Source organism: Haliscomenobacter sp., assembly GCF_033763495.1.
In the GTDB taxonomy this organism is placed as follows: domain Bacteria; phylum Bacteroidota; class Bacteroidia; order Chitinophagales; family Saprospiraceae; genus Haliscomenobacter.
This window is the reverse complement of sequence record NZ_JANRKL010000085.1, coordinates 1-21,287: the sequence shown is the minus strand read 5'-3', so window position 1 is coordinate 21,287 and position 21,287 is coordinate 1. Positions and strand designations below refer to the sequence as shown.

At 46.8% G+C, this 21,287-nt stretch carries 12 protein-coding genes and 1 other RNA gene; 5 read left to right on the top strand and 8 right to left on the bottom strand.

All coding sequences use genetic code 11. From position 1 onward, the window contains the following. Positions 1–34: 34 nt before the first annotated feature. Positions 35–667 (bottom strand): GTP cyclohydrolase II, encoded by a 633-nt coding sequence (ribA, locus tag SFV55_RS09210; protein WP_320029199.1) that lies wholly within the window; start codon positions 665–667, stop codon positions 35–37. A gap of 431 nt (positions 668–1,098) precedes the next feature. On the opposite strand from ribA, the gene SFV55_RS09205 reads away from it, so the two are divergent. Together SFV55_RS09205 and SFV55_RS09200 are read left to right on the top strand one after the other, a co-directional pair. After that, the gene (locus SFV55_RS09205; protein WP_320029198.1) at positions 1,099–4,053 is read left to right on the top strand and encodes a TonB-dependent receptor; all 2,955 of its coding nucleotides are present in this window, start codon (positions 1,099–1,101) and stop codon (positions 4,051–4,053) included. A 21-nt stretch (positions 4,054–4,074) separates the two neighbouring features. After that, positions 4,075–5,511: a RagB/SusD family nutrient uptake outer membrane protein gene (locus SFV55_RS09200; protein WP_320029197.1), complete on the top strand. Its 1,437-nt coding sequence runs from the start codon at positions 4,075–4,077 to the stop codon at positions 5,509–5,511. Positions 5,512–5,631: 120 nt separating this feature from the next. Here SFV55_RS09200 and SFV55_RS09195 read toward each other — a convergent pair whose 3' ends face one another. Beyond that, positions 5,632–7,191: an OmpA family protein gene (locus tag SFV55_RS09195; RefSeq protein ID WP_320029196.1), complete on the bottom strand. Its 1,560-nt coding sequence runs from the start codon at positions 7,189–7,191 to the stop codon at positions 5,632–5,634. A gap of 599 nt (positions 7,192–7,790) precedes the next feature. On the opposite strand from SFV55_RS09195, the gene SFV55_RS09190 reads away from it, so the two are divergent. Next, entirely contained in the window at positions 7,791–8,897 is a 1,107-nt protein-coding gene (locus SFV55_RS09190) for a hypothetical protein (protein ID WP_320029195.1), read from the top strand. Positions 8,898–8,999: 102 nt separating this feature from the next. Here SFV55_RS09190 and SFV55_RS09185 read toward each other — a convergent pair whose 3' ends face one another. The 3 genes from SFV55_RS09185 to SFV55_RS09175 form a co-directional block, all read right to left on the bottom strand. Continuing rightward, positions 9,000–10,301 carry a UDP-N-acetylmuramoyl-tripeptide--D-alanyl-D-alanine ligase gene (locus SFV55_RS09185; protein ID WP_320029194.1) on the bottom strand — a complete coding sequence of 434 codons (1,302 nt, stop codon included), beginning with the start codon at positions 10,299–10,301 and terminating at the stop codon, positions 9,000–9,002. 150 nt (positions 10,302–10,451) lie between these two features. Further along, positions 10,452–11,954, bottom strand: coding sequence for an SUMF1/EgtB/PvdO family nonheme iron enzyme (locus SFV55_RS09180; protein ID WP_320029193.1), 1,503 nt, complete (start codon positions 11,952–11,954; stop codon positions 10,452–10,454). 351 nt (positions 11,955–12,305) lie between these two features. Continuing rightward, positions 12,306–13,328 (bottom strand): PorP/SprF family type IX secretion system membrane protein, encoded by a 1,023-nt coding sequence (locus tag SFV55_RS09175; RefSeq protein ID WP_320029192.1) that lies wholly within the window; start codon positions 13,326–13,328, stop codon positions 12,306–12,308. Positions 13,329–13,508: 180 nt separating this feature from the next. Here SFV55_RS09175 and porU point away from each other — a divergent pair, with 180 nt between their 5' ends. Beyond that, complete coding sequence (gene porU / locus SFV55_RS09170; protein WP_320029191.1) at positions 13,509–17,384, top strand: type IX secretion system sortase PorU; 3,876 nt, start codon at positions 13,509–13,511, stop codon at positions 17,382–17,384. Positions 17,385–17,521: 137 nt separating this feature from the next. Beyond that, on the top strand, positions 17,522–18,742 hold the full coding sequence (porV, locus tag SFV55_RS09165; protein WP_320029190.1) for a type IX secretion system outer membrane channel protein PorV: 1,221 nt from the start codon (positions 17,522–17,524) through the stop codon (positions 18,740–18,742). Positions 18,743–18,811: 69 nt separating this feature from the next. Here porV and rnpB read toward each other — a convergent pair. The 3 genes from rnpB to SFV55_RS09150 all read right to left on the bottom strand — a co-directional run bounded on the left by rnpB (position 18,812) and on the right by SFV55_RS09150 (position 20,765). After that, positions 18,812–19,227, bottom strand: an RNA gene (gene rnpB / locus SFV55_RS09160) — RNase P RNA component class A. A gap of 159 nt (positions 19,228–19,386) precedes the next feature. Then, positions 19,387–20,553 carry a mannonate dehydratase gene (uxuA, locus tag SFV55_RS09155; RefSeq protein ID WP_320029189.1) on the bottom strand — a complete coding sequence of 389 codons (1,167 nt, stop codon included), beginning with the start codon at positions 20,551–20,553 and terminating at the stop codon, positions 19,387–19,389. Continuing rightward, positions 20,550–20,765, bottom strand: coding sequence for a hypothetical protein (locus tag SFV55_RS09150; RefSeq protein WP_320029188.1), 216 nt, complete (start codon positions 20,763–20,765; stop codon positions 20,550–20,552). Before SFV55_RS09150 ends, uxuA begins: the two co-directional genes overlap by 4 nt. Positions 20,766–21,287 lie beyond the last annotated feature (522 nt).

Here is a 21,287-nt window from a genome sequence, read left to right as displayed (position 1 = left end):
TATTGGGGCGATATTACCAAAGTAACTGCAAGGATTATCCCAACAGATGCCCCATAAATTCCTGCTTTACCCGCAGGTATTCCTGGTTGTCTGCGTTTGGTTCGATGATGATGGGAATCCGGTTAATTACGTTGACGGTGCTGTGTTCAAATGCCTCAATTTTGTCCGGATTATTGGTGAGTAAGTTGATTTCACTTACCCCCAAATCCTCCAACATTTCAATTGCAATCCCATAATCGCGGGCATCTGCTTCAAAACCTAAATGGATGTTGGCATCGATGGTGTTGAAGCCCATGTCTTGCAGATTGTAGGCCTTGAGTTTGTTGATGAGGCCAATACCCCGGCCTTCCTGGCGCAGGTAAAGCAACATCCCTCCTTCCTTGGCAACTTTGTATAGGGCATAAGCCAATTGTTCACCGCAGTCACAACGTTTGGAACCAAATAAATCCCCAGTGAGGCATTCCGAATGCAAGCGCGTAAGCACAGGTTCGCTGAGGTTACAATGTTCACTAATGAGCGCCAAATGGGGCATCCAGTCTTCGGAGCTTTCGGCATAGGCTGCCATCCGAAAATTCCCCCATGGGGTAGGTATCAATGCTTCTGCCTGCCGAACGAGGCGTTTTTCCTTTATCTCCATGAATAACAATTCCTCATCAACTTTCGCCATTTCAAGGACATTTTTAAGTCTTCCATGCCAGAGCGTATAACATCCTTTCGCCGAAGAAGGTTTACCATTGCAAAGATACGATATTGTTGACCCAATACTACTTCTTTGCACCATTGCCGACAAAATAACACAATGCGCTTAATTGTTTTGCCTACAGAATTATCTTCTTGATTAAGAATCTCAGGTGCACAATCTGGAGCCCTTTTTTATGTGTTAAAATCAAAACCATCTACGTAAGTTGGGCGACATTCGACCAAGTTTTCATTTTCATCTATGAACATTTGTTGGCTATCTTTGTTAAAAGTGATGCTACTGTAATAGTTATTGATGCTTTTCTCATTTTGGCAATACTACTCACCATCCCAACTAAAGTGATTTTATGCTTTTGATTGCATTCAAGTTCAATTTTTAACATAAAACCAAATTTTTTCATGAAAAAACTCTCACTAGTCTTTGTACTTCTCTTATTGGGAAGTGCCGCGCTATGGGCGCAAAAAAACATCACTGGTAAAGTGACAGACTCAAATGGAGAGGCCTTGATCGGTGCTTCCATCTTGGTCAAAGGCACCGTCAAAGGGACCATTACCGACATCGAAGGAAGTTTTTCCCTTGCCATTCCAGAAGGTTCCAACGTTTTACAAATCTCTTACACGGGTTTTAAAGCCCAGGAAGTTACCCTTGGTACAGAAACTACCCTCACCATCATCATGGAAACAGATGCTATTGGTCTGGATGAAACCGTAGTAGTTGCTTATGGTACCCAAAGCAATCGTTTCAGGGTGCAAAGTATTGGTACCGTTACGGCGGAAAACATCAAGAACGTACCATTGTTAGGACCTCAGCAACTTTTGCAAGGCCAGGTAGCCGGAGTACAAATGACCAACATGTCGGGCGTACTGGGTTCTGCAGCGGCCATTCGGGTTCGTGGCCCATCCTCAATCAACGCAGGGGGTAACCCATTGTTTGTGATTGATGGGGTTCCACTCAACGACCGTGATTATTCGGCAGCACAAGGTGCTGGAGCGGGTTTGAACCCTTTAAATGACATCAACCCCAATGACATCGCTTCAATGACGGTACTAAAAGATGCCGGAGCTACTGCCATTTACGGTTCACGGGGTGCCAACGGGGTCATTCTGATTACCACGAAAAAAGGTAAAGCCGGTACCAACACGGTAAACTTTGACTATTTTACAGGTACTTCTGAGCCAACTTTTGTTTTGGAGATGATGAACGCTCAGCAGTATCGCGATTACCGCAAAGCCTATGCAAATGTGACTGTGCCAGGAGAAGGTGGTTTTGATTGGCCAAGTGCAGTACGCCAAACCGGCCGGATCAACAACTACACACTGAACCTGTCGGGAGGTAATGACAAAACCCAATACTACCTTTCCGGTAGCTTTTTGAATCAAAGTAACTATGCCATCGGCAACGACCTGGATCGTATGAATGGTCGTTTGAACTTCAACCATACTTTTTCCGATAAATTCCGCTTTGGTGCCAACATCGGTATTTCCCGGATTGTTAATGACCGGATTGGTTCCGATAATAATACTTTTGCACCACTGACTTCAGCTTTCCTGCAATTGCCAACGGTGCAGCCTTATGATGCGGCAGGCAACTATGTCAACACCGGTTTTATTACCAACGTATTGGCACTGGAGGCACTGGGCACCAACCAATTGGTAACCAATCGTACTTATGCCAACACTTATTTTAAGTTGGACGTTTTACCAGGCTTGTTTGTACAATCTGATTGGGGTATTGACCTGGTAGACATCCAGGAGACCACTCGCCAGGCCAATGTCAATACCCCAGGCGGTTTGGCATCTAACCGTTTGAGTGACGACAACAAATGGCTGACTACCAACACCCTTAACCTGGAGCGTCAGTTTGGTGACCTGGCTTTGGGCGCAGTTGCGGGTTTTAGCTTCGAAACAGCACTGTACGATTTCACGTATGTGGAGGGCCGGAATTTTTCCTCTGACGCCTTACGCAACGTTTCGTCGGCTGCTACCCCAACTTCTACCCAAAACAACCGTAGCCAGTGGGCCTTGAACAGCCAGTTTGTGCGGACCAACTTCCGTTACAAGGATCGCTACATTGTGGAAGGTTCGGTCAGACGTGATGGCTCATCCCGCTTTGGTTCTGAAAACCGTTATGGTACCTTCTGGGCTGTATCTGGCGGATGGGTGGTTTCTGAAGAGCAATTCATGAAAGGTTTGGGCTTCCTCAACCAACTGAAATTGACCGCAAGTTATGGTTTGAATGGTAATGATCGGATTGGTGATTTCCCTTCATTGGGTCTGTTTGGTAGTGGTGTTTTATCGGATTATTCCGGAGGTGCTGGTTTGCGGCCCACCCAAATTGCTAACCCAGATTTGAAGTGGGAAACGACCACGCAGTTAGACTTAGGGATTTCGATTGCCATTTTGAACAACCGGGTCAGTCTGGATGTCAATTATTACAACAAAAAGACCTCCGACCTGCTGTTGGATATTCCCCTTCCTTTGTTGAATGGTTTTGCCAGCATCACGCGTAACGCTGGTGAGATGGAAAACCGTGGTGTGGACATCAACCTCAATACCGTCAACATCAAGACTAAAAAATTTGAATGGAAAACCAATTTCAACATTGGTTTTTTGGAAAACGAAGTGTTGAGCTTACCTGATGCATCCAAAGACCTGGAAGGCCGTCAGTTCGTAGGGGGTACCCTGCAACGCGCCATTGTTGGTCACTCCATCAACACATTCTTCATGGTACCCTACAAAGGCATTAATCCAGACAATGGTAATGCTGAGTGGATTGCACGCGATGGCAGCATCATCAACACGGTGAACCCAAATGAGCGGCAAATTGTAGGTGACGCCATTCCTGACTTCACAGGTGGTTTCTCCAACACTTTTAACTACAATGGTTTTGATTTTAACGTGTTCTTCAACTTTACTTACGGTAACTCCATTTACCTGGGGGATTTGACCTTTACCGAAAACCCTATTGGTGGTTTCAACTATGCCCGTAGAGTGGCAGATTACTGGACCGAGAGCAACCGCGATGCCGCTTTCCCTGCTGCAACCAGTGCAACTCGCAACGTATTCAGCCAGGCTTCTACCCTTCACCTTTTGGATGGTTCTTTCATTCGTTTGCGCAATATTTCTTTGGGTTATACGCTGAAAGGCAGCCAATTAAAAACCGAGGCATTCCAGAATGTACGCTTGTATGTAATGGGACAAAACCTGTGGACACTGCGTGCAAAAGGTTGGGAAGGCCGTGGCCAGGATCCAGAAATTGCTGATGCTGGTAATGCCAACCTCCGTCAAGGACAATCCTTCTTTACTCCGCCACAAGCCAAGATGATTACCGGCGGTTTGAACATCACGTTTTAATTACTCTAAAACACAAGTAGAATGAAAATATTTGCTAAATATATGTCGCTGATAGCCCTATTTTTTGCCTTCAGCGCCTGCGACAGTGAACTGGCCATTGAGCCTGAGCAATCGCTTTCGCCAGATGTAACTTTCAGTAACGAAGCTGGTGCTCAAGCAGCTTTGTTTGGTGCTTACAGTGCTACTCAGGACCTGGACGTGTTTGGAGGACTTTCCTTCGTCATTAATGAGTATATGGCAGACAATGTTCGATTTGTAGGGTCCTTCCCAACTTTGCAGGAAATCAATAATTTTGTAACGATTGCCAGCAATACAAGTGTACAGGCAATGTGGCAAGACCACTATTATGCCATTCTCTCTGCAAATGCAGTTATAGACAATGTACCAGGAGTTGTTGATGCTGGTTTTACAGAAGCTGAGCGCAAACAATTTATCGCTGAAGCGAAGTTCATCCGGGCTTTAACCTACTTCCAAATGATAACCTTGTGGGGGCAACCCTACCAGGTGAATAATGGCAATACCCCAGGTGTTCCGCTGGTACTAAAAGCAGGTGCTTTGGTAGGGGAAATTGTCAAGCCTGCCCGCAATACTGTTGCTGAGGTTTATGCCCAAATTGAAAAAGACCTGTCAGAAGCCCTTCCTGATGTAGCAAACAACTTCTCTGCAGCTGACCAAACTCGTGGCAGAGCCACCAAAGGTGCGATCAATGCCTTGCTGAGCCGGGTAAGTTTGTACAAGGGAGACTGGGCGAAAACCATTCAGTATGCTGATGCTATCCTGGTTGGCAACAACCTTTATGCCTTGGCTTCGGATTACACCTTTTTCGATGCCAATACCAGTGAGGACATTTTCGCAATTCAGATGACTTCTACGGACAACTCCCGTACAGGATCTGGTGGTTTGGGTGGCTATTACTTGCCCGCTGCGAGGGGTGGTCGTGGTGATGCACCAATGTCGGCAAGTATCCTTGCTGCTTACGGCACTGGCGACAAACGTTTAAGCAGTTTGTCAATTACAGGTACGGATGCAACCACGGTGAGTTCTACATTCACCAACAAATTCAAAGATGGTACAACCAATGCAGACAACGCGCCTATTTTGCGCGTAACCGAAATTCTGCTTAATAAAGCAGAGGCATTGGTAAAAAGCACCAATACGGTCAATGCAGATGCCATCACGCTGGTCAACCGCCTGCGTACCCGTGCTGGTTTGACCCCATTTGATGCAGCTCAGTTTGCAGATGCCAATGCACTGCTCACTGCCATTCTCAACGAGCGCCGCCTGGAATTGGCATTTGAAGGCCACCGTCGGATGGATTTGTTGCGCAATGGATTGCCGCTGCGTACTTCAGGTGCTACTGGCCCCATCTCCAAACCCGGTGACCCGAAGGTAATTTTACCAATTCCTACCCGGGAAATTGATTTGGGGGCAGCACTGCCACAGAATACGGGATACTAAATGAGTGATAAGTGATGAGTGATAAGTGATGATAAAATCGAAAGCCCCGGGTGGAACTATCCACTCGGGGCTTTCGATTTTTAATTCATCACTTACTTATCATTCATCACTCATCATTCCCTAGTACCCTCCCTCTTTTGGAGCAGGTGGATCTTGCTCAACGTCGCCAGGACCAGCAATACGGAACTCCGCACGGCGGTTCATATAGCTGGAATTGGTTGGCACCAAATTGTCGGCGGAACCTTTCCACTGCAATACAAAGCGACCACGTGCAATGCCATGGCTAGTCACCAAGTGTTCGATGACGTTTTTGGCACGCTCATAAGACAATTGGTTGTTGACGCTTTCAGAACCAGTACTATCCGTAAATCCAGTAACCACCAGACGGATACTTGGGTTTGCCTTCATCATGCGCCCTACGCCAGCCAGGTTTCCATAATCAGAATATTTAATCTGAGAGCTGGAACTGGGGAAGTGCAACATAGGTAAAAACCATTCTGCTGCGCTGGAACGGTTATCGGTGATTTGGTAGTTTTGCAAGGCTTGGTCGATCAATTCTTTAACGCGCTCTTCGGTAACACCTCCTCCATTGCCAGGGCGGCCCGGGCCTCCACCTTGGGGATTGGTTACTACACCATGTTCATCCACTTTTTCAGTGGGCTGAGGCATGTAGAAGGGTTCTTTATCGATGTGGTCTGGCACCCCATCGCGGTCTGAATCCAGCGTACGTCCTTTGGTGTCAACCATGGCACCAGCGGGGGTGTTGGGATCCTGATCAATGGCATCGATAACGCCGTCGCCGTCTTCATCCTTGATCAAACCTGTGGTGCGTTGGTTGATTTTGTCGTCGATCGAATTCAAGACACCATCCATAGGGTTGATCCAGTAGAGTGGTTCGGTTTTACTGGATGCACTGCCGATGTTAAAGTTAATACTGAGACTGGTAAAAGAAATAACATCGCGGAAAGTAGACTTACCCGTTGAAATGTTGTCGATTAAATCCGCCCGCTTGCCAAAAACCATCATGGCCTGTTCTTCCAAACCAATATTTATTTTTGGGCCAATACGAAAAGAAATACCTCCACCAAGGCTAACATGGGGAGCGAATTCGCGACCCAGCGTATCAAACACGCGCATGTTGTCATTGGTATCAAATGACCTGGCTTCAAAATAGTTGACCCCGGCTCCGCCCATAACATACAAGTTGGTGCTGCGCACAGACTTGTCCCAACGCAAACTATTGAGAGACATCACCCCTAAAACTGAACCAGAAATCCAGTTGGTATTGAATTCACGCTCAATATTGGTTACCGGGTTTACACCTTTCAAATCGGCATAAAGAAAATCTGCCCGCATCGAAAAAAGGTAATCAGTAGCCTTGCGGATGTGAAAACCAACTCCATAGGATGGTTTTGGCGCCACGTCACTTCCCAGGATGGAGGCCCCGCCACTCAAACCAAATTCAAACATGTTTTTTGGTATCGCCAGCCCTGAAGTTTTAGGTTTTTCTTTATCTTCTTTCACGAGTTTTTCAGCCTTCTCTTTGGGCTCTTTATTGCCCTTTCCTTTGGCTGGATTTTCAGTTTTTGGTTTTTCCTCCGTGGTTTCAATAGCATCCTGCCCCCAAACCAATCCGGAGCAGAAAATCAAGAGGAACAACAACATAGTACGTTTTTGCATGGTTTTGGATATTAAATCAGTTAAGTATTGGGATTATATCGGTTTTTGAATTTATGCTCATAACGATCCATACAACCATTATGTGGCGTAAAAATGTTCCAAAACAAATGAAAGAAACCAGGCAGTGCGACAAAGGTGGGCAAAATGATTTGGAAAAAACAAACGGCTACCACCTCTCCACGTATGCGAAGGTAAACTTTTTGTGAAAGGTTTACGAGCCGAACCAGCAGTAGGCCTGCATTTTAGGTATAAAATAACCAAAAAATGACCAAAGTCTACTAATCCGGCAAAAATAGGGTATATTTTATCACAAACCAAGGTTTTTCTCATCTGTTCAAACGTTGATACAACAGATATTTTTCTTATTTATACTCATTTTTTTGTAAAAGTCACTTTTTGTGGGCTCAGCAGTGGGGCAAAAATTAAGTGCTCATTTTTCTTAAGCCAAAGAATTAGATGAAAAACTTGAAATGAAGCGTTTTCTCATCTACCCCTTTGGCAAAATGAGCACTTATTTTTTTATCGCCCTTAGATTGCACTTATCAGTGATCCCTTTGTAACTTTCCGGCCTTACTATATCAGAACTTCAATAGTTTTTTATGCTAGACAATTGGCTTAGCCCGGTCGATCTCACTGCCTTATCCCTGCCCAACCTGGATACAGACCATATAGGATCACGATTATACATCCATACGGAAACAAATTTTCCCGATTTGAAAGGGATTCAAATTGCCTTGGTTTGTTTAAACGAAAAAGAGGGCCTAGCCTTGCGCAAAGCCTTGTATACCATGAGCTTTCCCTTTGAAGGCTTACACATTGCCGACCTGGGTACCATTCGAAAGTGTACAGCCGAGTTCATTATGCCCGTGCTAATTGAATTACACGAGAGCAACATTTTGCCCATCCTCGTGGGTAGCGATCCCTCTTTAATGCAGATTCAATACAAAGGCTTGCAACACGAATTGCAACACATCAACATGGTGGCAATGGATGAATTCATCCGCTTGAGTGTGCCTAGTGAAAATAAAACCCCGGACTTGTTCAACGAAATTGTTTTTCAAAAAAAATCCAAACTCTTCCACCTTGGCATCATTGGCTGCCAAACCCATTTTACCCTGCCTGCCACCTACCGCTTGATGGATGAATTGCACTTCGACTACATTCGTCTGGGGACAGCCCGGGCCAATTTGTCGGAGGTGGAACCCATCATCCGGGATGCCGATTTGTTGGGTTGCCAGCTTGCTGCGCTCAAACAAAGTGAGGCACCGGGTCAGGAAAACGGCAGCCCCAGCGGTTTCAGCGTGGAGGAAATTTGTCAGCTTTGCCGCTATGGGGGAATGAGCGAAAAAGTGAAGTCTTTTGGCATTTTTGGCTACAAAGCTTCCCTGGACCGCAAAGCACAAACCGCCAGTGTGCTGGCACAAATGATCTGGTACTTTCTGGATGGCTTGAGCCACCGCAAAGGGGATTTCCCAATTAGCACCGAAGGCCTCACGGAATACATCGTGGAAGTAAAATCGCTGGATTTTACGGTTACTTTTTGGAAAAGCCAACGCAGTGGTCGCTGGTGGCTACAGGTGCCCGTCAAAACGAGCAAACAACAACAGCGGCACCGCTTGATTCCCTGTTCTTACAATGATTATAAATTGGCTTCACAAGGGGAATTGCCTGACCGGCTGGTGAATGGGCTGAAAAGGTTTTTGTAAATGAGGAATTTTTCGAGTGAGGAATGACGAATCCCAGGCGCACTTCGACTACGCTCAGTGACCGGGGGGAATTTGTCATTCCTCATTCGAAAAATCCGTCATTCACAACACTTTCTCCAAGGCCATCCCCCGCGATCCCTTGATCAAAATCGCTTTATTTTCCCAGTTTTGCCCTGCAAACCAGCCCTTCAACTCCTCCACATTGTCAAAATGCAAATTGCCCAATTGTTGGGCTGTTGTTGCAAAATGTTTACCAACCAAAACAACCTGCTCAAGCCCCAGGCTATTGGCCAATTGCGCAATTCGTTCGTGTTCGATTGGCGCAGCATCGCCCAGTTCAAACATGTCTCCCAGGATAACCACCTTGTTTGCTGAGCCATTTTCAGCAAAAGAGCGCAAGGTAGCCTCCATACTACTGGGGTTGGCGTTGTAGGCATCCAGTAAAATCGAATTACTCCCCATGGGTACCCATTGTGAGCGATTCATGTTGGGGTTATAGTTCTCGATAGCCGCCTGGATTTTTGCACCGGGTACTTTAAAATATTTGCCAAGAGTGACTGCAGTTTTGATGTTTTGAAAATTGTGTACGCCCATCAATTTGCTGCCCGCCTCCACCAGGTTTTCATTTTCATCCAAAAAAGCTACCCTAATGAAGGGTTGCAACTGTAGCAGTTTAACTTCATAGGGTTTGTGGTTGGGTGCTGGATTTTCACTGAGTTCATAAAAGATTCTTTTCCTGACCGGAGCAGACAATTCCAATAAAAAGGGTTCATCGTTGTTGACGAAAGCCAGGCCATTGGTTTCGGCCAGGTAGCGGTACAATTCAGATTTGCCTTTTTTAACCCCTTCTATCCCTCCAAATCCTTCCAGGTGTGCCTTGCCGATGTTGGTAATCAAACCATGCGTAGGTTCTGCAATGCGGCACAGTTGGTCAATTTCACCTTGATGATTGGCCCCCATTTCGATTACTGCTACTTCAATCCGTGGGTCGAGTTGCAGCAAAGTAAGTGGCACTCCGATGTGGTTGTTCAGGTTGCCCTGCGTGTAATGCATCGGATATTGACTGCTTAGTACCGCAGCGATCAGCTCTTTAGTGGTGGTTTTGCCATTGCTTCCCGTAATGGCAATGATGGGGATGTGCAATTGACGGCGGTGATGCCGCGCCAGCTCCTGTAAAGTTTGGAGCACATCCTGAACTAGGATGCATTGATCGTTTGGGCCCAATCCAGGGTCGTCCACTATGGCATAACTGGCCCCTTTCTCCAGGGCTGCCAGGGCGTATTGATTGCCATTAAAATTGTCGCCACGCAAAGCAAAAAACAAGCATCCGGGCTCAATTTTGCGCGAATCAGTAGAGACTTTGCCAGCGCTAAGAAACAATTGATAAAGACTTGAGATTTCCATGTCGTTCGGGTACACGATAATAAAGTAATGGGCAAATTAAGTAAGGTTTGGCAAACTTGGCCTGCTTTTAGGGGACATAATTTAGAAAAATGAAAAAGGGAGATGGTGAATCAACACCATCTCCCTTTTTTCAGATCAAAAAATCAATGCTTATTTATACCGACGATCAACACGTCTTTGCTTCACTTTAAACTGGTTGCCACCAGGTTTGTCGTTGGTAGCTGAACCTCCCATGCGGCTCATGGCGCAACGGAAACCAAGCGTACGATCGGCATCGTCTTCATCCTTGAAACGACGGGCACCTGGAGAAAGCCAGTAAGCGCGATCGGCCCAGGAACCACCTTTATACACCCGTGCTTTATCACTTACCAGGGTGTGCTGCTCAAAATCGTAAAATGCTTCGGATTCTTTGTCACCATCGCGATAATCCAGTGCTTTGCCACGGCGAATGTTGTCGCGGGTTGCCAATTCGTCATCCTGGAAGTAGCGGTATTTGATACGGCCCAAGCTGTCTTTTTCAACTGGGCGGCCATCTTCATCGGTTTCAACCGTTTTGTATTTGTTACCCCGAACCGGGTTCAAATCGTGGTTGTCAGCATCGCGCAGCGTTTGGCTAGTCAGTGGACGATAAACGTCGAATACCCATTCGTTGACGTTACCTGCCATGTTGTACAAACCAAAATCGTTAGGCAAGAAGCTACGTACTGGAGCAGTCACGGCAGCGTTGTCGTTCAACTTGCCAGCGATACCCATGTAATCCCCTGCTTCTTTTTTGAAGTTAGCCAACATTTGACCCTGGTATTTGTCGTGCTTTTGGTAGCGCAAGGTTTGTCCGTTCCAAGGATAATTGCGGCGATCGGTGTAGTTTTCATCACCTTCAGCAGATTGGTTGCCACGCAAGGCCAATGCTGCGTATTCCCATTCCGCTTCTGTTGGAAGGCGGTATTCAGGCAACATGATACCATCTTCAAAACGCGCTGGGCGCTCTTCACCAGTGCGGAAGTCTCTAAGGTTTTTGCGTACGTTACCTTCGTACTGGCCTACCAGGTAAGAACCAGTGTTGAAGCTATCGTCGTCTTTTTGTTCGTTGTTTTCGTTGAGGATGCCCCGTTTGATGAGCAACATTTCGTTCACCCGGTCCGTACGCCAAAGGCAGTATTCGGTTGCCTGGGTCCAGTTAACCCCAACTACGGGATAATCATCAAAAGAAGGGTGACGGAAGTAGGTGTTCACCATTGGTTCGTTGTAGGACAAATCATCGTACCAAACCAAGGTATCCGGCAAAGATTTGCGGTATACTTCAGGGTATGTTTCTCCATAAACCCGGCCTACCCAATAGGTGTATTCGCGGTAGTCGATATTGGAAACTTCGGTTTCATCCATGTAAAAGGAAGAAACTGTAACGCGGCGAGGAATGTTGTTCCACTCATACATCACGTCTTGTTGGGTTTGACCCATCGAGAAAGTACCACCCTCAATCGGAACGAGGTTGGGACCAGTGATTTGACCCTCATAATTCAGCTTCTCGAAGCCTCCCCATTTGGTATCATTGTAGTTCCAACCCGTGGTGGAAGAAGCTTCCTTGCTCTTACAGGAGGTAAAAATCACTGTGGCAACAAGGAGGTAAGCACCAAACTTCAACAACTTTTTCATTATAAATGACCAATTTTTTTTAGAGAAACGACCAACCTGAATTGGCATTATCTAAGAGCTTGTGTAAATTTTTTTTCCAGGCTGCAAAGCCCCCTTTTTTAAACAAACTCTGACTTCATTCATTTGACTTTATACCGAACGCTGTGTTCAACGAATTAGTATACGTCCGCAAAAATTTTGTCTTTTGCCGAGATAAATTTATCGAGCGCCAAAAATAGAGAAAAAAAAATTAGCAGTGGGGCAAAAATAAGTGATCATTTTTCCTGAGTCAGAGGATTAGATGAGACACTTAAAATGAAACGTTTACTCATCTAATCCTCTGGCAAAATGATCACTTATTTTTTTTCGCCCTTATCTAAAGATCTGAAAACAATCATTGATGTTGACTTTTTTGCGCCGCCTTTGATTGGCGCGGCTTTCATCCAGGGTAAAGGAGAGTGAAATTTCGTGGCTACCTCCGGTACGGCTCAAAGCCAAATTGGACAAAGTAGCGTCAAAGCTGTATCCCAAACGCAAAACGCCGTAGCGGTAACCAATCAAACCGACTGCTGCGTCGGGATTTTTGCCGCTGTTGCGGTACCAGGCCCCTGAAAAAACCGGCCCAAAGCCCCAGTATCCACCTACCATAATCTGGGAAAACTCAGCTTGCTGCACGTACAAAAAATTGGGGGCAAAAAAATTGGCTTCACCATTCCGGCCACTTCCACCCAGGTCTAACTGGGCACCGCCATGGATGGAAAAACGCATGGGGTGCCCAACCAAAAGGGAGGAGCTGCCCGATGTGAGCAGGTTTTCATTGAAATTATTCAGGTGTTGTAAGGCTATTCCGCCGTAAAATTTCTTGCTAAAAGCCAGTAATCCCGCTGAAAAATCAATTTGGTTATTGCCCAGGTTGTCAGGCCGCAATTCTTCGGTACTGAAACCTTGTCCATTGCTGCCCAGGCCGTCAATGGGGTCGAGCTGATCGCCAAAAACGAGTTTATCCCAGGCCAGTTGGGAGCGAAAAGCGCCTGCTTCCACCCCAAATTTCAGCGCAAGGTCATCATTGGCTTTCAGTTGGTAGCTGTAATACAGGCTCAATTGCCGGGTTTGGTAGATGCCATTTCCAGCATCATCGGCCGTGATGCTTGCACCTATGCCGCTGTTCAAAAAAGGCAGAGACTGCTCATAAGCAAGCGCGTAGGTTTGGTATGCATTTGGCCAGGAGGGCCATTGATTGCGGTGGTTGAGCATGATGCGTGGTGCATGGGACACCCCTGCAAAAGCAGGATTCAGGTGCAAGGGTGCTGCAAAAAATTGGCTAAACACGGGATCTTGGGCAAAAATCGGTGTGATTAGGAGACTTGAAAAAAGCAAAAGTAAACTTATGCGCATAGTATGTTTTTTTCTAATCAACATTTTCCCCTCAAAGGGTGTCAATCAGTAGTATGCTTGACAATCTAAAAACTTGAATTGGATTACCTTTGGGAGATCCAAGAAGCAAAACGTTTTACTCGTTTGTTGCTAAATTGTCAATTCTTGTAATCAATAATACTGCGGAAACGTTTGAAATTTATGAAGAATTTCGCGATTACCTCCATTTTGACATTATTCTTAGGTCTGCTGTACGGCAATTCTCCATTTTTCATTCGGGAAAGCCTCAAGTGGAAAACGGAAACCATGTCGCTACAACCGAAACCATCAGCCAAAGAGCGTTGGGGTTTCAAAGGGGCAGTGTACAACAAACAGAATGCCGAGCGCCCCTGGTACATCCAGGAGTTTGTGGTGGACGGGCCCGGGCAATTAGACATCGAATTGCTCAATGTGCGTTGGGAAGAGTTTCCCAGCCCGATCCAGTGGCCCACCGAAAGTGTGGGTGAAAGCCTGAAGTTTTTTGGCCAGGTTGAAAAAGATCGGCGGCAGTTTTTTGGCAAAGTATACTTTGTGCCAATCATTCGACAGGGTGGCCGCTTTTTACGGGCGGTTGAATTTGAGCTAAAAGTCACCCTGCGCCCCGAATCCACACCCGAACTACGTGCCGATCCTTATGCTGAAAATTCGGCTTTGCGTGACGGACAAATTTTCAAGTTTGCGGTAACCCAGCATGGCGTACACCGCCTAAGTTATGATTTTTTAAAAAACCAGCTCAAAATTGACATTGACCGGGTCGATCCCCGCAACATCAAAATATTGGGCCAGGGCGGAGGTATGTTGCCGATGGGGGTAAATGAAGCCCGAATGGATGATTTGGTTGAAAACCATGTCCTGGTTCAGGGAGAAGATGATGGCAAATTTGATTCTGGGGATTACATCCTGTTTTACGCTGAAGGCCCCGACCGCTGGGATTACCAGGCCAGTGGACAACGTTTTGACCTGAACAAAAACATTTATGATACCCGAAACTATTACTTCGTCAAAATAGCCAGTGAACGAGGTTTGCGCATCAGCAACCAAAATTCGCTTGGGAACACGGCTTATACCAGCAATACGTTTGACGATTTTGCCCGGCTGGAAGAAGACAAAATCAATCTGCTTGAATCCTGGGAAAGCAACGCCAACAGTGTCAGTGGTTCGGGGCGCATGTGGTTTGGCACTCATTTTCGGGTAGCTCGTGAAAATACTTTTACCAAGGCTTTTAACTTTCCCAATCTGGTCATTGATCAGGATGTCAAAGTTAGTGCCCGGATGGCCTTGAGGGCATTGGACCCCACCTCCTTTAGCCTGGAACTCAATGGAACCCGCCTCAACAGCACCAATGCAGCCAGTGTATTTTATCTGGATGGCGCTGCAGCCACCGAAGTAGAATATGCCAACTGGGCTGACTTGCGTAGCAATATCCGTTTGAACCAGGATGCTGTAGACGCCATTGTTCGTTATCCCAACGTCAGTGCAGGCAGTGAGGGCTGGCTGGATTACATCCAGTTGCAAGCGCGCAGAAGGCTCATCATGACTGGAGATCAAATGGCTTTTCGAGATATCAACACACTTCAATACTCTTCGGCCAGTTATGAACTAAGTAATGCCAGTGCTGATATCCTGGTTTGGGACATTACTGACCCCCAACGAGCCAAAGCGCAGGAGGGCACCCGCAATGCCACACAATTTAGCTTTGGGGCCAGTGCCGGGAGCACCTTGCGGCAGTTCATTGCCTTTAATGCCAGACAAGGCTTTCTCTCCCCCATTGCAGTGGGTAAAGTTGAAAATCAAAACCTGCACAACATCCGTTCAGCTGATTTGATCATTGTGTATGATGCAGCCGGGGAATTTGGTGAAGCCACCCAAAAACTAGCCCAACACCGACGCCAACATTCCAAGCTCGAGGTTCAGACAGTCCGTGTGGACCAGATTTACAATGAGTTCTCCTCGGGCCGGGCCGATCCCAGTGCGATTCGCGATTTTGCCAGGATGGCCTACCAGCGCGACCCTCAGTTCCGTTATTTACTCTTAGTGGGCGATGGTTCATTTGACCAACGTGATGTGTACAAGTACGGTAACAATTTTATCCCCACCTTCCAGGAAGATGATTTTGACCCCCTGTACGCCTTTCCTGCGGATGATTTTTATGGAATTTTAGAAAACAACCTGCCTTCTGACCCGCTCAATGGGCGATTGAATGTAGCGGTGGGCCGCTTAACGGTGCGCAAAGCAGAAGAAGCCTTGCAAGTGGTGGACAAAATCATCAATTATGACCTCTCGCCTCAAACCATGAGCGACTGGCGCAACCGGGTTTTGTTTATTGGTGATGACGAGGATGGTAACCTGCATACCAGCGACACTGATGAAATTGCTCAGGAGCTTGCATCTAAATTTCCTGCACTCAACCCCGATAAATTTTACCTGGACGCCTTTCCACAAGTAGCCTCCGCTGGTGGCAATTTTTACCCTGCTGTTAATGAAGCCATCAACAACTCCATTTTTAAAGGTACTCTGGTCATGACTTATCTGGGCCATGGAGGCCCCAATGGTTGGGCGCAAGAACGCATTCTGCAGGTCAGGGATATTCAAAACTGGACCAATTTTGAACGTTTGCCCCTGGTGGTTACCGCCACTTGTTCCTTTACTGGTTACGATGATGCGAGTAACTCAACTGCGGGTGAAGAAGTGTTGTTGAATCCACGGGGTGGCGCAGTTGCTTTATATTCCACGGTTCGGGCCGTTTATGCTTCTGAAAATGCCTCGCTGACGCGTTTGGCCTTGTTGGAACTGTTTGAAGCCGAGCCTGGCAGTAGTATTGGTGATGCCATGCGCAGGGCCAAAAATCAATTGACGGGTGGAACTTTGACCAATTCCCGAAAATTTGCTTTGATTGGTGATCCCTCCATGATTCTGGCTCTGCCGCGTTACGAGGTACAAACAACGGCCATCAACGGAAAAACGGCTCAAAACAATACGGATACCCTGCGGGCTTTGCAAAAAGTATCCATCGAAGGGCAAGTAGTGGATGCTCAAGGCACCCTGCTGAACGATTTTAATGGAATCGTTTACCCCACTGTTTTTGACAAACCCTTCAAAGCAGCAACCCTGGGGCAAGACCCCAGCAGCCCCAAGGGTTACCAGTTTGAGGTGCAAAAAAACGTCATTTTTAAAGGCAGGGCCAGTGTGCGCAATGGCCGCTTCAGTTTCACTTTTGTCGTCCCCAAAGACATCAATTATGCTTTTGGTTTGGGGAAAATCAGCTATTATGCCGCTGACACTGTAAGCATGCGGGATGCCACCGGAGCCTACAAAAACATCAACATTGGAGGCAACAGCCCCAACGGCCTGGCCGATAACCAGGGTCCGGTAGTGGATGTGTACATGAATTCGCTGGATTTTGTATTCGGAGGCATCACCAACCCCGACCCTATCCTGCTGGTGCGTTTGCGCGACGACAACGGCATCAATGTAGTGGGCAACAGCATTGGGCATGATTTGGAAGGCATCCTGGATGAAAATACTCAAAACAGTTTGCTGTTGAATGACTTTTTTGAGTCGGAACTGGATGACTACACCAAAGGCCAGGTGCGTTACCCGCTGGCAAATTTGGAAGAGGGGTTGCACAAAATCAAGGTCAGAGCCTGGGACATTGCCAACAATTCCAACGATGGGTATACGGAGTTTGTGGTGGCTTCCTCCGCAGATATTGCACTCAAACACGTACTCAATTACCCCAATCCTTTTACCGATCGTACCTGCTTCCAATTTGAGCACAATGCCAATAACCAACAAATTGATATTCTGGTACAGGTGTATACCATCGCCGGGCGTTTGGTCAAAACCATTGAAACATCCCTACTCTCCGACGGCGCCTTGCGCCAGGGTGATTGCATCGAATGGGATGGTCGGGATGATTACGGCGATCGCCTGGCCAGGGGTGTATATTTATATAAAGTTAAAGTACGAGCAAATCTGCCGGGTGGAAGCACCCTAAAGGGAGAAAGTAAGTTTGAAAAGTTGGTGCTGCTAAAATAAGATCGCCATTTTTTCGTACAATGAGTAGATTACACTTTTTTTTTAACGGAACGATAACACATGATGAGAAAACGGCATGAAGTTTGTTTACTAGTTCTTGTGTATCGATCTCAAAAGATTTTTAAAATAAAAATCTCATGAAGAACTTAGTACTTCGTTTGGTTGCCCTCTTGATGCTGATTGGATTGAGCCAAAGCGTCAATGCCCAATGTTATCCTGGTCCTGATGGAAAATACTACAACCTCGATGGAACACCCTGTACCAATACGGTTACTTCTGCTGTTCCTTTCCTGCGGATTGTAGCGGACGCGCGCTCTGGTGCCATGGGTGATGCGGGAATTGCCATTTCTGCGGACCCTAATGCCATGCACTTCAATGCATCGAAACTGGCTTTTGCCGAAGACAAAATGGCTATGTCGGCTACCTACACGCCCTGGTTGCGCTCTTTGGGCCTCAACGACGTGTACATGGCCTATCTGACTGGCTACCGCAAACTGGATGAGGAGGCATTACAAACCCTTGGTTTTGGCTTGCGTTATTTCTCTTTGGGTAGCATCCAGTTTACTGACATCAATGGCACAGCATTAAATACTGGCCGCCCCAATGAATTCGAAGTGTCCATTGCTTACGCACGTAAATTGACCGAAAAAATGTCTGCTGCGGTAACGGGTAAATTCATCTACTCCAACCTGGCTGCGGGCAACGTGGTCGGAGGGGATGTGATTGAACCTGCGATTGCCGGGGCAGCGGATTTTTCCTTGACTTACAAATCTCCCATCGAATTGAAAAATGGTGATGCAGATTTGACGGTTGGTCTGGCGCTCTCCAACATCGGCAACAAAGTGTCTTATACCAATAGTACCGACCGCGACTTTCTACCCGCCAATTTTGGTTTGGGCGCAGCCTATACCATGAATTTGGATCAGTACAATAGTTTGACTTTCACTACGGATGTCAACAAATTCCTGGTGCCAACCCCTTGTCAGGGTGGTCCCGCAGTATGTGATCAAAACAACAATGGTACTCCAGACTATAAGGAAGAATCACCCATTGGGGCAATCGTAACGTCATGGGGAGACGCTCCTGAAGGTTTTTCGGAAGAGCTAAGAGAATTCATGTTCTCTTTTGGTGCTGAATACTGGTACGACAACCAGTTTGCCGTACGCGCTGGTTATTTCAGCGAACACGTTCGCAAGGGTGCCCGCAAATACCTCACGGTAGGTTTGGGCCTGAAATACAATGTATTCGGTTTGAATTTCTCTTACCTGGTCCCAACGACCAACCAGCGGAATCCACTGGATAATACGCTGCGGTTCTCGTTGTTGTTCAACTTTGCAGACCTGGAAGATGAGAGATGAGAGATGAGAGATGAGAGATGAAAGAAGAAAGTGGTAACCCAAATCTTTCATCTTTCATCTTTACAAAAATTTTGCCGCAAACCGATAAGCCGGATTCTGTTCCAATACCTTGCGGTACCAGTCCCTATCATTTATCTAGCCCTGTCCTTGCGGCGCAGGATCCATCTGCCTACCCTCCTCAACTTTCTTGCGAAAACAAAACGAGCAGCTCTGCCAGGCGTAAGCCCAATTGAGGTATACTTGACATTTCAACCCACAAGGTTTATCCACACCCGGTATTGCTACCGAGCCGCGTGTGCTCTTACCACACGTTTTCACCTTTTCCGCCCCGAAGGGAGGTAGTTTCTTTTCTGTGACCCTATCTGTCCACTGTTTCGGGCCGAGGCCCCAAGCAGCAGCCCATCCGTTAGATGGTGTGGCGCTCTACGTTGTCCGGACTTTCCTCACGCTCATTTGCACGAGCCCGCGATAGAGTGGTTTGCGGCAAGGGGCAAAGATAGGCAGTGAAAAGTGAAAAGTGAAAAGTGATTGGTGAAAAGCAGGTACAACACTTGTTTTTCAACTGTTTGGATTGATTTTTCTGAGCTTGCAACTTGGATTTAAAGGGAAAGTGCATTTTTCACTTTTCACTTTTCACTTTTCACTTACAAAGACCGTCCTATCCCCAATTCCAAGCCACGCAACTCCGCCAAACCTCTCAATCTACCGATTGCCGAGTAACCAGGATTTGTCTTTTTATTCAGGTCGTCCAGCATTTGGTGGCCGTGGTCTGGGCGGAAAGGGATTTGATCTGGGCGGTTTTGTTGGAGTTCCACCAGGGCTTTCATGACACTGTACATGTCCACGTCGCCATCAAGATGGTCTGCTTCGTAGAAATTGCCCGAGGAATCGCGACGTGTACTGCGCAAGTGTACAAAATGGATTGCATGACCAAGGCGTTGCACCATTCCAGCCAGGTCATTGTCGGCTCGAACACCGTAGGAACCAGTGCAAAAACACAAACCATTACTCGCAGAAGGCACCCCTTCTACGATGCGCCGTGCATCCGCTTCGGTACTGACCACCCGTGGTAAACCCAAGATTGGGTATGGTGGGTCATCAGGGTGAATGGTCAGTTTAACGCCAGCTTCTTCCGCCGCAGGCACAATCTGGCGCAGAAATTCCTGTAAATTTTCCGCAAGTGCTGCTGCATCGATATCTTGATAGGTATCCAGAACTTGTTGAAATTCTTCCAGAGTATACCCCTCTTCAGCCCCTGGTAGCCCAGCGATGATATTGCGTTGCAGCAAGGTTCGCTCTGCTTCACTCATTTGTTGGTAGTACAAACCTGCATGGGCAATTTCTTCATCACTGTAGTCTCGGTCAGCCTTTGGGCGTTTGAGCATACAGAGTTCAAAAGCCGCAAATGCCTTTTTTTCAAAACGCAGGGCTTTGGAGCCATCGGGCAAAGTGTAAGCCAGGTCGGTACGGGTCCAATCCAGTACGGGCATAAAATTGTAACAAACGGTACGAATGCCACAAGCCCCCAGGTTGCGCAGCGACTGAGCGTAGTTGAGGTAGTACTGGTGGTAATTGCCACTGCGCTTTTTGATATCTTCGTGTACAGGCACACTTTCTACGACACTCCAGCGCAAACCAGCTGCATCGATTTGGGCTTTGCGCTTTTCAATTTCTTCAATGGTCCACACTGTACCGTTGGGCACATGGTGCAAGGCTGTGACGATACCTGTAGCGCCAGCTTGCCGGATGTCACTGAGCGAAACCGGGTCATTTGGGCCAAACCAGCGCCATGTTTGTTCTAAAAATCTCATTTGTTGAGCTTGGATTTGAGTTGTTCGAAGGCTTTGTTTTCGTTAAACTGAGAGGAAGGCACACGAGCTTCTCTTTCAAACTCCAGTATCTCGACCAGAATTTGAGGATCGTAACCTTCGGCCCGGCAACGACGCTCAAAAGCGCTGCGTTCTCGGGCAGACAAGGTGCCAGCAGCATAGGCTTTTAGTTCTTCCATATCTACCTCCTCCATGTTTTAAAATTATTTAGGCAATATATGGAAAGACGGAAAAAAAATAAGTCTCCCTGATAAAGGGGGAGAAAATAGGGTTCCAAGCTTTTATGCTACAGGACATTTTGCTCGGAGGAAATGAATTGCCACGTGTTTTAGGGCGTAGGTGGCGATTAATTTTTGTTTTGGGCTTTAGCCACAGCCTTAATTTTTTAGCCAAAACTAAAGTCCAAAATAAAGAGTTTCCTCAAATCCCCCTGCTGAAGCTGAAATCAATTCATCCTCCGAGAAAAATGTCCTGTAGTGTTCTCAAATCCCCATACAAACAAATAGTCCCAGCCCTCCCAGTATAGCCAAAGCAAACAGCAAAAAGCTTTCAGTGGTACGCTTACGTTGAGAAATTGCAGTGTGTTTCATAGTAAAAATATTTAAGTGTGTGAAAAAGCAACTTAAAAACATTATATTTACGTTTTTCGCCCGTGCAAATCACCCCCGACGATGCACAGCATCAAAGGCAAAGCACAACCAGGCCATAGGTGCAGC